The sequence below is a fragment of the Halomonas sp. BM-2019 genome, assembly GCF_017584085.1.
On the sequence record NZ_CP071922.1, the window covers coordinates 2,078,608 to 2,089,940 of the forward strand.

12 protein-coding genes are annotated in these 11,333 nt (G+C 69.4%); 11 read left to right on the top strand and 1 reads right to left on the bottom strand.

Annotation, left to right across the window (positions count from 1 at the left end; translation table 11 throughout):
- Window positions 1–3 precede the first annotated feature (3 nt).
- From J5F18_RS10315 to gntR, 5 genes are all read left to right on the top strand, one after another.
- Window positions 4–1,080, top strand: a complete 1,077-nt coding sequence (locus J5F18_RS10315) for a TRAP transporter substrate-binding protein (protein ID WP_346302213.1) — start codon at window positions 4–6, stop codon at window positions 1,078–1,080.
- A gap of 96 nt (window positions 1,081–1,176) precedes the next feature.
- Window positions 1,177–1,815: a TRAP transporter small permease gene (locus tag J5F18_RS10320; protein WP_346298566.1), complete on the top strand. Its 639-nt coding sequence runs from the start codon at window positions 1,177–1,179 to the stop codon at window positions 1,813–1,815.
- A 2-nt stretch (window positions 1,816–1,817) separates the two neighbouring features.
- Window positions 1,818–3,101 (top strand): TRAP transporter large permease, encoded by a 1,284-nt coding sequence (locus tag J5F18_RS10325; RefSeq protein ID WP_346298567.1) that lies wholly within the window; start codon window positions 1,818–1,820, stop codon window positions 3,099–3,101.
- A 14-nt stretch (window positions 3,102–3,115) separates the two neighbouring features.
- Entirely contained in the window at window positions 3,116–3,634 is a 519-nt protein-coding gene (locus J5F18_RS10330) for a gluconokinase (RefSeq protein ID WP_346298568.1), read from the top strand.
- A 110-nt stretch (window positions 3,635–3,744) separates the two neighbouring features.
- On the top strand, window positions 3,745–4,740 hold the full coding sequence (gene gntR, locus J5F18_RS10335; protein ID WP_346298569.1) for a gluconate operon transcriptional repressor GntR: 996 nt from the start codon (window positions 3,745–3,747) through the stop codon (window positions 4,738–4,740).
- Here the strand turns inward: gntR and J5F18_RS10340 are convergent.
- The gene (locus tag J5F18_RS10340) at window positions 4,737–5,120 is read right to left on the bottom strand and encodes a RidA family protein (RefSeq protein ID WP_346298570.1); all 384 of its coding nucleotides are present in this window, start codon (window positions 5,118–5,120) and stop codon (window positions 4,737–4,739) included. The two genes, gntR and J5F18_RS10340, sit on opposite strands and share 4 nt — an antisense overlap.
- A gap of 335 nt (window positions 5,121–5,455) precedes the next feature.
- On the opposite strand from J5F18_RS10340, the gene J5F18_RS10345 reads away from it, so the two are divergent.
- The 6 genes from J5F18_RS10345 to J5F18_RS10370 all read left to right on the top strand — a co-directional run bounded on the left by J5F18_RS10345 (window position 5,456) and on the right by J5F18_RS10370 (window position 11,115).
- Entirely contained in the window at window positions 5,456–5,809 is a 354-nt protein-coding gene (locus J5F18_RS10345) for a DUF1428 domain-containing protein (RefSeq protein ID WP_346298571.1), read from the top strand.
- 119 nt (window positions 5,810–5,928) lie between these two features.
- Entirely contained in the window at window positions 5,929–6,507 is a 579-nt protein-coding gene (locus tag J5F18_RS10350; protein ID WP_346298572.1) for a TetR family transcriptional regulator C-terminal domain-containing protein, read from the top strand.
- A gap of 142 nt (window positions 6,508–6,649) precedes the next feature.
- Window positions 6,650–7,282 carry a DUF1326 domain-containing protein gene (locus J5F18_RS10355; RefSeq protein WP_346298573.1) on the top strand — a complete coding sequence of 211 codons (633 nt, stop codon included), beginning with the start codon at window positions 6,650–6,652 and terminating at the stop codon, window positions 7,280–7,282.
- On the top strand, window positions 7,279–8,073 hold the full coding sequence (locus tag J5F18_RS10360; protein ID WP_346298574.1) for a DUF2182 domain-containing protein: 795 nt from the start codon (window positions 7,279–7,281) through the stop codon (window positions 8,071–8,073). Before J5F18_RS10355 ends, J5F18_RS10360 begins: the two co-directional genes overlap by 4 nt.
- A 71-nt stretch (window positions 8,074–8,144) precedes the next feature.
- A complete protein-coding gene (locus tag J5F18_RS10365) occupies window positions 8,145–8,234 on the top strand; it encodes a hypothetical protein (RefSeq protein ID WP_346298575.1) in 90 nt (29 codons plus the stop codon).
- 610 nt (window positions 8,235–8,844) lie between these two features.
- Window positions 8,845–11,115: an NADP-dependent malic enzyme gene (locus J5F18_RS10370; RefSeq protein WP_346298576.1), complete on the top strand. Its 2,271-nt coding sequence runs from the start codon at window positions 8,845–8,847 to the stop codon at window positions 11,113–11,115.
- The last annotated feature ends 218 nt before the right edge of the window (window positions 11,116–11,333 follow it).

An 11,333-nucleotide genomic window follows, 5' to 3' on the forward strand; every position in this document is an offset into this window, starting at 1 on the left:
CTTATTCGGCGCAGCACCCTCACCCTGGCCGGCGCGGCCAGCCTGACCCTGGGCTTCAGCCTCGCCGCCCAGGCCCAGTCGCCCGACCTGTCCGAGCCGCCCGCCATCGAGGGCGAGGTGGTCGGCAATCACGGCACCCATACCATCCGCATGGGCATCGGCCTGGCCGAGACCTCGCCCCAGTACCTCTCCAGCCAGTACTTCGGCGAGATCCTCAGCCAGCGCACCGACGGGCGGATCAGCGTCAACATCTTCCCCAACAGCCAGCTGGGCGACGACGTGCAGATGATGGAGATGCTGCAGACCGGCACCCTGGACATGACCTACCCCTCGAGCTCAGCGGCCACCACCTATGTCCCGGAGTTGGCGGCCTTCGACCTGCCCTTCCTGCTGCCCTCCCGGGAGGCGGCCATCACCGTGATGGAGAGCGATGTCGCCCGGTCCATGCTGGACGCCTTCGAGGGCACCGGCATCAAGGCGCTGACCTTCTCCGAGAACGGCTATCGCCAGCTCTCCAACAGCGCCCGCCCGGTATCCTCCCCGGAGGATGTCGCCGGCCTGGACGTGCGCGGCCTGTCGGTGCGCACCATGGAGAACCCGGTGCATCTGGCGATCTGGCAGGCGCTGGGCGCCAACCCCACGCCGATGGCCTTCGGCGAGCTCTTCTCGGCCATGGAGCAGGGTGTGGTGGACGGCCAGGAGAACCCCTGGAGCACCATCCTCACCTCTAACTTCCATGAGGTGCAGGACTACGGCACCGAGACCCGCCACGTCTACACGCCGTTCGTGATGATGATGTCCGAGCGCACCTGGAACCGCCTGGCGCCCGAGTACCAGGAACTGGTCCAGGAGGCCGCCCGCCAGTCGGCCGCGTACGAGATCCAGCTCTCCACCGAGTATGATGACTGGGCGCGCGACCAGCTCGAGGCGCGCGGCATGCAGATCACCCGCCTGGACGACGAGCAGATCGCCGCCTTCCAGGAGGCCGTGCAGCCGGTCTACGAGGAGTGGGCCCCGCGCATCGGCGAGGACCTGATCGCCGAGATCCAGGCCATCGTCGAGGCGTCGATGAACGACTGAGCCTAGCCCCCCGCCCGGCCCGCCACCCGGCGGGCCGGGAGCACACCGACCGGCCGAGCCAGGCGGTCTCCCGCCCCGGCCACTGGAGTAGCCCCCATGCCATCCTCTGTTCCCCCCGGTTCCCGCCCCTCCGAGGCCGCCGATATCCAGGCGGCGATCGACCAGGCGGAGGCCTACCTCGACGACCCCAACCGCGCGCCCCTGGAGATCGACACCCAGGCCCGCCGCGGCCCGGCGCTCTTCCGCTGGGCCACCCTGGCGATGGAGCACCTGATCGCCACCCTGCTGGTGGCGCTGATCGTCTCGGTCTCCGCCAATGTGGTCGGCCGCTCGCTGTTCAACCGCTCGCTGCCCTGGGCCGACGAGCTGGCGCGCATGCTGTTCATCTGGCTGATCTTCATCGGCGCCGCGGCGGCCTTCGCCCGCTACGAGCACATCGCCGTGGATTTCCTGGTGCGCCGCCTGCGCCCGCGCGCCGCCCATGCCCTCTACCTGCTGCAGCACCTGATCATCGCCGGCCTGATGGGCGTGATCCTGTGGGGCGGCTACCTGGTGCTGACCCGTTCCACCGGGCGCACGGCGATCCTCGGCGTGCCCTGGAACCTGATCAACGTTTCGCTGGTGCTCTGCGCCGCCTTCATCGGCGCGGTGGCGCTGTGGCGGGCCTGGCAGTGCCTGCGCCTGCTGCGTGACCCGGCCCTGGCCGGGGGTAACGCTCGCGAAGGAGGAGACTGACCATGCTGTGGATCTTCTTGGGCATCCTGTTTGCCTCCATCGTCATCGGTCTGCCCATCGCCTTCGGCCTCGGCGTGGCCGCGGTGGTGCTGGCCCTGCTCTCCGACATCCCGCTGTCGATCCTCATCGAGCAGTCGATTCGCGGGGTCAACAGCTTCCCGCTGCTGGCCATTCCCTTCTTCATCATGGTCGGCGAGGTGATGAGCCACGGCGGCATCGCCCGGCGCCTGATGGACCTGGCCGGCGCCCTGGTCGGCTTCATCCGCGGCGGGCTCGGCCAGGTGGCAATCACCGGCTCGATGTTCTTCGGCGGCATCAGCGGCTCCGCCGTGGCCGATACCGCGGCCACCGGTGCCATGATGATCCCCTCGATGAAGCAGCAGGGCTACACGGCCCCCCACGCCACCGCCATCAACACCGTCTCCTCGGTGATCGGCATCATCATCCCGCCGTCGATCCCGCTGATCCTGTTCGGGATCGTCACCGAGACCTCGATCAGCCGGCTGTTCATCGCTGGCATCGTGCCGGGGCTGTTGATCGGCGCCGGCCTGATGCTCACCACCTTCATCATCGCCAGCATCCAGCACGCCGGCCAGACCCGGCGCTTCCGCCTCGACCTGCTCTGGCAGGCCTTCAAGGCCGCCTGGCTGGCCCTGGTGCTGCCGGTGATCGTCATCGGCGGGATCATCGGCGGCGTCTTCACCGCCACCGAGGCGGCCGTGGCGGCGCTGCTCTACTCGCTGTTCATCTCGCTGGTGGTCTATCGCGAGTTCCCGCTGAGCGCCCTGTGGGGAATGCTGATCCGCACCGCCCGGCTCACCGGCATGGTGCTGCTGCTGCTGGCGTTCGCCACGGTGATCGCCTGGTTCCTGACCATCAACCTGGTGCCCCAGACCCTGGTGCGTCAGGTGCAGGCGATCACCCAGGATCCCTTCCTGCTGCTGCTGATCGTCGCGGCGCTGCTGCTGGTGGTGGGCTTCGTGATGGACCTGACCCCGGCCATGGTGATCATGGCGCCGATGCTCACCCCGATCGTCACCTCGGTGGGGGTCGACCCGGTCTACTTCGGGGTGCTGATGGCCTTCATCCTCGGCATCGGCCTGCTGACCCCGCCGGTGGGCACCTGCCTCTACGTGGGCTGCGGCGTCGGCAAGGTCTCCATGGAGTCGCTGGTGCGGGCGATGCTGCCCTACTACGCGACGCTGCTGGTGGTGCTGGTGCTGCTGATCGCCTTCCCGGGGATCGTCACCTGGCTGCCCGACCTGGCCGCTGTGCGCGGCAACTGAACAAGGGACTGGATGTGACCACTACACAACGAATCCTGGTGATGGGGGTGTCCGGCTCGGGCAAGTCCCATGTGGGGCGCCTGCTGGCCGAGCGGATCGGGGCGAGGTTCATCGACGGCGATGACCACCATTCGCCGGCCAGCATCGACAAGATGGCCCGCGGCATCCCGCTCACCGATGCCGACCGCGAGGGCTGGCTCGAGACACTGGCGGGCTTCCTGGCCGAGCACCGCGCGCGCGAGGCCCCCCTGGTGGTCGGCTGCTCGGCCCTCAAGCGGCGCTACCGCGATACCCTGCGCCGGGGAGACCCGGGGCTGGCCATCCTCTTCCTCGACGGCACCCGCGCGCAGCTGCGCGAGCGGCTGTCGAGCCGGGAGGGGCACTTCTTCAAGGGGGACGCCATGCTGGACAGCCAGCTCGCCGACCTGGAGCCACCGGGCGACGACGAGGCGATCACCCTGGATATCAGCCAGTCGCCCGGGGCGCTGGTGGCGGCCTTCCTGCGCCGCCACGGCGCCGGGTCCGCCACCTGAACCGGGAGGGGGTCACGCATGATTCCGGGGCCGAAGTCCGCTATGGTGGGCTGCTTGTCCACCATCCTCTCGTCCCATCATCCACCCGCCATCAGGGATCGCGCTGCCCCGTGAAGAAACGACGCCCTACGCTTCAGGACATCGCCGACCGGGTCGGCGCCACCAAGATGACCGTCAGCCGCTGCCTGCGGGACCCCGCGACGGTCTCCGAGGCGCTGCGGGAGCGCATCTTCGCGGCGGCGGAGCAGGTCGGCTACATTCCCAACCGTGCGCCCGACCTGCTCTCCCGCTCCACCAGCCACTCCATCGGGGTGCTGGTGCCCTCGCTGACCAACCAGGTGTTCGCCGACGTGCTGGTGGGCATCGAGGCGGTCACTGAACCGGCGGGCTACCACCTGATGCTCTCCCACTATGGCTACAGCCCGGAGCTGGAGGAGCGCAGCCTGGCGTCGCTGCTCTCCTACAACGTCGACGGGGTGATCCTCTCCGACAGCCACCACACCTCGCGCAGCAGCCGTATGCTGGAGACCGCCGGCATTCCCACCGTGGAGATCATGGACTCGCTCACGCCGCCGCTGCACCAGGCGGTGGGCTATGACAACGTGGCGGCGGCCCGCGAGATGATCGAGGCGATGGTCCGCCGCGGGAGGCGCCGGATCCTCTACCTGGCGGTGCGCCTGGACGAGCGCACGCGCCAGCGCGAGCAGGGGTATCGCCAGGCCATGGAGGCCCATGGGCTGGCCCCGCTGACCCTGCGCCGTACCCAGCGCTCCTCCTACAGCGTGGGGGCCGCGCTGATGGGGGAGATCCTCAGTGACCACCCCGACTGCGATGGGATCTTCTGCACCAACGACGACGTGGCCGTGGGTGCCTACTTCGAGTGCCTGCGCCGCGGCGTGGCGGTGCCGGAGCGGATCGCCATCGCCGGTTTCCACGGTCACGATGTGAGCCAGGTGATGGCGCCGCGGCTGGCCAGCGTGATCACCCCGCGGGAGGCGATCGGCCGGCTTGCCGCCAGCGAGCTGCTGGCGCGCCTCCGCGGCGAGCCGCCCGGCGAGCGGGTGATCGACCTGGGCTACCGCATCGAAGAGGGCGGCACCCTCTAGGGGCGCCGCGCCATCACCGTGATCTCCACTCGGGCGCCCCCGTAGAGGCGCGGCGACTGGGTGCACGTCCGGGCGGGGTAGCGCGGGGCCTCGAAGAACTCGGCGTAGACGGCGTCCATGCGGCGAATCTCCTCCAGCTCGGTGATATGCACGTCGACCCGCACCACCTGATCCAGGCCGCTGCCGACCGACTCCAGCATGCGACGAATGCGTCGCAGCACCAGGCGGGTCTCGCCGTCGATGTCGCCGAGCACCGTCTCGCCGCCCTGGATGTCCACGGCGGTGAGCCCCGACAGGAAGGCGTAGCGGTCGTCCATCACCAGGTGGGTGCCCGGAAAGAGCGGGGCGGGCAGGGTGGGGTCGTTGTAGAACTCGAGCATGGGGCCCCCTGAGGCGCAACGGGTGGTGTCGTCACTATAGCCGCACCTCGGGCCCTGGCGTGGCATCCCCCGGTCGCTGTCCCGCTCGGGACGCTGCGGCAGGGGTGCTGGCCCCGCCACCCCGACGGCCGTCGGGTCGAACGCCGGGCCGCACCATGATGCCGCGGGGCAAGTGCACGAACCCTTACCAAACAGCGCCTGTCGATTTCCGCCGAGCCCACACGACTCAAGGGGGTAACCCGCCAACGAGTGCCTCGGTAGCGACGAGCGGCGCTCGATCCGCGAGGCGGTGCCCGAGACGGCGCCGTTTGGCCCCCAACCGGAGGAGAGACCCCATGAACTATGTCGATGGCTTCGTCGCCGCGGTGCCCACCGCACGACGCGACGAGTATATCCGGCACGCCCGCGCCGCCGTGCCGGTCTTCAAGGAGCACGGGGCGCTGCGCATGGTGGAGTGCTGGGGAGACGACGTGCCCGAGGGCAAGCTGACCTCCTTCCCCCTGGCGGTGCAGTGCCGGCCGGACGAGACCGTGATCTTCTCCTGGCTGGTCTGGCCCTCCCGCGAGGTGCGCGACCGGGCGATGCCGAAGATCATGGAAGACCCGCGCCTGCAGCCGGACGTCAATCCCATGCCCTTCGATGGCAAGCGGCTGATATACGGCGGCTTTCAGGTAGTGGTGGACGAGTAGTGGTGGACGAGTAGCCGGGCCGGCGGGGCCCGCCGGAGGGCGGGTCTCGCCGCTGCGCCTTGACAGCGGCCTAGGCTGGGCTAGGGTTTGAGTAGACCGGTCAGTCCAGAGGAGGGCGAATGGCGACGACCCGCGAACGGCTGCTCGAGGCGGGGCTCCGGCTGCTGCTGGAACACGGCTACAACGACCTGGGGATCCAGGCGCTGCTGAAGGAGACCGGCATCCCCAAGGGCTCCTTCTATCACCACTTCCGCAGCAAGGAGGACTTCGCCCTGCAGGTCATCGACCGCTACATGGAGGAGGTTCACCGAGGCCTGGATCTTTCCCTGGGCGACGGCCGACTCGCGCCGCTGGAGCGGGCGCGGCGCTTCTTCGAGCTGTCGCGGGAGAAGTACCGCCGGGATGGTTACATGGGCTGCATGCTGGGCGGCCTGGGCCAGGAGCTCTCCGGCGTGAATGCCACCTTCGCGGCCCGGATCGAGGCCTGCTTCAGCGAGATCGGCTGCCGCCTCGCCACCTGCCTGGAGGAGGCCCGCCGGCGGGGCGAGATCCCCCCGGACGCCGACCCCCGAGAACTGGCCAACCTGCTGCTCAACTGCTGGGAAGGCGCTGCCCTGCGCAGTCGCCTGCTGCGCGATCCGGCACCCCTCGATCGGATGCTGGATTTCACCTTCTCGGCGGCGACCCGCGCGCCCTGATCCGGTGGCGCCCGGTTGCCAGGGACCCGGCCGCGCCAGGCGGCCTGTGGAGCAAGCGTGCCCCGGCGTGGCCGGTGCCGTGATCGCTCACGACATCCCACCACGCGGGGGATCCCGAATCCTGCGCTGGTGGAGGTGCATCATGAACACGACAACCACGACAGAGGGCTATCGCCTGGAGGGCACCATGCTGGAGATCTGCTCCTGCGCGGTGCCCTGTCCCTGCTTTATCGGGGAGGACCCGGACAGAGGCGAGTGCTTCGGCGTGATCGCCTTCCACCTGGAGAAGGGCGAGGCCCGGGGCGTCGACGTCGCCGGCCTGACCCTGGTGAACGTCGCCCACATTCCCGGCAACGCCCTGGCGGGCGGCTGGCGCTCGGTGCTGCTGGTCGACCAGTGCGCCGAGGAGGCACAGGTCGAGGCCCTGCTGGATGCCTTCGGCGGCAAGCTGGGCGGCCCGCTGGCCGACCTGGCGGGCCTGGTCGGCGAGCTGGTCGCCGTCGAGCGCGTGGCGATCACCCACGAGGCACGCGAGGCCGAGGGGCGATTGGAGGCCGAGGGTATGCTCGAGGCCGTCTTCGCGCCGATCCAGTCCTCGCCGGATGGCACCACCGCGACCCTGCACGACAGCGCCTTTACCACCGTGAAGGGCGCGCCGGCCTACCTCGGCAAGTCGCGTCGCTATCGGGTCAGCCTGCCGCAGCACGGCATGGAGTGGTCCTTCGACGGCCATAACACCATCCAGACCCGCTGGATGATGGAGCACCGGCCATGAGTGCCGGGGTCGCAGCGCGTCCCGCCTGGGGGCGCGCGCCGCTGCTCGTGGCGGTCATCCTGCTGGCCTGGGGCCTGGCCATCGCGGCCGAACTGACCGGCGAGGTGCAGTGGGTGCACCACCACCGGCTGGTGGTCGACGGGATGGCGGTCTGGGCCAGCCTGGCGCTCTTCCTGGTGGCCTGGCAGGTGCACGTGGCGGCCATGATGCTGCCGACGACCCTCCCCATGGTGAGCCTCTATCGCCGGGTGGCGGCTGGCCAGGCGCATCCGCGCCTGGCGCGCCTGAGCTTCCTGTCCGGCTACCTGGCGGTCTGGACCGCCTTCGGCCTGGTGGCGCTGGTCGCCATGGCGCTGCTCGAGGGGCTCTCGGCGCACTGGCACTGGCTGCACCATCGGCCCGAGTGGCTGGCCGGCGGCACCCTGGTGCTGGCCGGGGCCTTCCAGTTCTCCGCCCTCAAGGCGCGCTGCCTGGACAAGTGCCGAGCGCCGCGGGCCTTCCTGCTCAACCACTACCGCCAGGGACTGGCCGGCGGCCTCGCGCTGGGCGTGCGCCACGGCGCCTACTGCCTCGGCTGCTGCTGGGCGCTGATGCTGGTGATGTTCGCGGTCGGGATCGCCAACCTGGCCTGGATGGCCCCGCTGGCCGCCCTGATGCTCTACGAGAAGGTGGGGCGCCACGGTCAGCGCCTGGTGGGTCCCGTCGGGGGCGCGCTGATCTTGCTCGGGCTGCTGGTGATGGCGGGACCGGCCTGGCTGCCGAACCTGGTGCCGGCGCATGGCCTGCACTGAGGCGGCTTGCGTTCCGGGCCGCCCGCTGCCGGAGGACCACCCCATCCTGACCGAGGGCCGCGCGACTCGGCGTGGCGGCGCGCTCGGCGCTGGCCCATCTGCTCAAGCTGGAGCGGCAAGGGCAGGCCCGGCGCCGCGGCGACGACTGGCTCGCCATCTGATTCCCGCGGGTGGCGACCCTGCCGCGAGACCCTGACTCGGGGGGGGAGTGGCGCTGCCGTCTGTGTGTGGGAATCCACACCGCACGAGGCGCGCTGCCCGCTGGTGCCGACCCTGACGCGAGGCCATGACCCGGGTGGGGAGCGTCTCTCCCCTCGGCGTGTGGGATTCCGCCTGTCCGATCCGCCGAACTGTGCCGGTCTCCAGCCAATTTCGGCCTCCTCTTTTGCGACTAAAGTCGCATCAATCTCCAGTATCTCATTGAGAATATTGCACTCCGTTTATCTCGGTGCAGGGTTTGCTGAACCCTGGCGGTGCCCACGCGACGCGTGACGCCCACCACCATGACCGCAGTCAGCAACACCGCCATGCGAAGAGCCCCCTCAACGGCGAGGACATCGACGACGATGTCGTGGCACCCAATATTCGTTAATTGACCGTTAATCGTTGGGGTCTATATTGCCCTAAGGCGTATCGAGCCGAGTGCGGCGCCAAGGCAAGGGTGGCTTGGCCAGTGGAACCGGACTGGCAACAGTTCGAGAAGGCGATCGGCAAGGCGGTCATCGAGGCCGCTGTCGCCGCGAGTGAAAGCGAGAAGAAGAGGCAAAGCACATGGCAGAAGATCTGCGCGACAGCGCCCTGCAGTACCACCGATTCCCCCGCCCCGGCAAGCTGGCGATCCAGGCGATCAAGCCCATGGCCAGCCAGCGGGATCTGTCCCTGGCCTATTCGCCCGGGGTGGCCGCGGCCTGCGAGGAGATCGAGCGCGACCCCCTGCTGGCGGCCGAGTACACCGCCCGCGCCAACCTGGTGGCCGTGGTCAGCAACGGCACCGCGGTGCTGGGGCTGGGGGCCATCGGCGCCCTGGCCTCCAAGCCGGTGATGGAAGGCAAGGCCGTGCTGTTCAAGAAGTTCGCCGACGTCGACGTGTTCGATATCGAGATCGAGGAGCGCGACCCGGACAAGCTGATCGAGATCATCGCCGGCCTGGAGGCCACCTTCGGCGGCATCAACCTGGAGGACATCAAGGCCCCGGAATGCTTCGAGATCGAGCGGCGCCTGCGCGAGCGGATGAAGATCCCGGTCTTCCATGACGACCAGCACGGCACCGCCATCGTCTCGGCGGCCGCCCTGCTCAACGGCCTGCGGGTGGTGGGCAAGCAGCTCGGCGAGATCCGCCTGGTCTGCAACGGCGCGGGCTCCGCGGCCCTGGCCTGCCTGGACCTGGCGGTCTCCCTGGGGGTCAACAAGGACAACATCCTGGTCTGCGACCGCAGCGGCGTGATCCACACCGACCGTACCGAGGACATGGATCCCTACAAGGCGCGTTACGCGGCGCCCACCGAGGCCCGCACCCTGGCCGATGCCATCGAGGGGGCCGACGTCTTCTTCGGTCTCTCGGCCGGGGGGGCGCTCAAGCCGGAGATGGTGGCCACCATGGCCGATCGCCCGCTGATCCTGGCCATGGCCAATCCCACCCCGGAGATCATGCCGGAGGAGGCCAAGGCGGTACGCCCGGATGCGGTGATCGCCACCGGACGCTCGGACTACCCCAACCAGGTCAACAACGTCCTGTGCTTCCCGTTCATCTTCCGGGGCGCCCTGGACTGCGGCGCCACCACCATCAACGAGGAGATGAAGCTGGCCACCGTCAAGGCCATCGCCGACATGGCCACCACCACGGTGCCGGAGACGGTGGCGGTGGCCTATGGCGGCCAGGCGCTGACCTTCGGCCCGGACTACATCCTGCCCAAGCCCTTCGACCCGCGGCTGATCGACACCATCCCGCCGGCGGTGGCCAAGGCCGCCATGGAGAGCGGCGTGGCCGCTCGCCCCATCGAGGACCTGGACGCCTATGCCCGCTCGCTGTCACGCCTGGTCTACCGCTCCGGCAACGTGATGGAGCCGGTGTTCGAGCGGGCGCGGCAGAACCCCCTACGCCTGCTCTACGCCGAAGGCGAGGACGAGCGCGTGCTGCGCGCCATGGAGGTCTGCGTCAGTCAGGGCTATGCCAAGCCCCTGCTGATCGGCCGCCGTGCGGTCGTCGAGGCACGCATCGAGGAGCTGGGCCTGCCGGTGAAGCCCGGCGTCGATTTCGAGCTGATCGACGCCCAGGACTATCCCGACTACGCTGCGCTGGCCAGCGAGTATCACCAGCTGATGGGGCGGCGTGGCGTGCACCCGGAGGCCGCCGAGAAGCGCGTCCGCAGCCGCTCCACCATCCTCGCCTCGCTGCTGCTGCACCGCGGCGAGGTGGACGCCATGCTCGCCGGCCCCGTGGGCACCTACCACGAGCACCTGGACCTGGTGATGGACGTCATCGGCCTGCGCGAGGGGGTCAGCACGCCTGCCGCCCTGCAGCTGCTGATCCTCGAACGGACCACCCTGTTCATCGCCGACCCCTTCGTCAACTACGACCCCGACGCCAGTCAGATCGCCGAGATCACCCTGCTGGCCGCGGAGCAGGTGCGTCGCTTCGGCATCACCCCCCGGGCCGCCCTGGTCTCCCACTCCAACTTCGGCAGTTCCGACTTCGCCAGCGCCGGCAAGATGCGCGAGGCCCTGGCGCTGATCCGGGAGCGCGCCCCGGACCTGGTGGTGGACGGCGAGATGCAGGCCGACTCGGCGCTCTCCATGGGCGTGCGCGGGCGCATCCTGCCCGACTCGCTGCTCGAGGGCGAGGCCAACCTGCTGATCATGCCCAACCTGGACGCGGCGAACATCGCCTTCTCCGCCCTGAAGGTGCTGGGCAACGGCGTCTCCGTGGGGCCGATCCTGCTGGGAACCGCCAAGCCGGTGCATGTACTCAACCGCACGGTCACCGCGCGGGGCATCGCCAACATGAGCGCCTTCGCCGTGGTCGAGGCACAGACCGAGCGCTGACAGTGATCGCCAACAACAACAAGCCAGAGCCAATCACCAAGGGAGACGATCCATGGGCTTCGAGAACTACAACGACTTCGATCCACAGGAAACCCGGGAGTGGCAGGAAGCCGTCGACGTGGTGGTGGAGCGGGTGGGGCCCGAGCGCGCCACCTACCTGCTGCACAAGGCGGTGGAGGAAGCCTACCGGACCGGCGCCGAGGCGCCGGATACCACCC

Bases quoted from the DNA above. Each gene is read 5' to 3' on its own strand.
- J5F18_RS10320 (WP_346298566.1), top strand. From the start codon at position 1,177: ATGCCATCCTCTGTTCCCCCCGGTTCCCGCCCCTCCGAGGCCGCCGAT.
- J5F18_RS10325 (WP_346298567.1), top strand. From the start codon at position 1,818: ATGCTGTGGATCTTCTTGGGCATCCTGTTTGCCTCCATCGTCATCGGT.
- J5F18_RS10340 (WP_346298570.1), bottom strand. From the start codon at position 5,120: ATGCTCGAGTTCTACAACGACCCCACCCTGCCCGCCCCGCTCTTTCCG.
- J5F18_RS10345 (WP_346298571.1), top strand. From the start codon at position 5,456: ATGAACTATGTCGATGGCTTCGTCGCCGCGGTGCCCACCGCACGACGC.
- J5F18_RS10350 (WP_346298572.1), top strand. From the start codon at position 5,929: ATGGCGACGACCCGCGAACGGCTGCTCGAGGCGGGGCTCCGGCTGCTG.
- J5F18_RS10355 (WP_346298573.1), top strand. From the start codon at position 6,650: ATGAACACGACAACCACGACAGAGGGCTATCGCCTGGAGGGCACCATG.
- J5F18_RS10360 (WP_346298574.1), top strand. From the start codon at position 7,279: ATGAGTGCCGGGGTCGCAGCGCGTCCCGCCTGGGGGCGCGCGCCGCTG.
- J5F18_RS10370 (WP_346298576.1), top strand. From the start codon at position 8,845: ATGGCAGAAGATCTGCGCGACAGCGCCCTGCAGTACCACCGATTCCCC.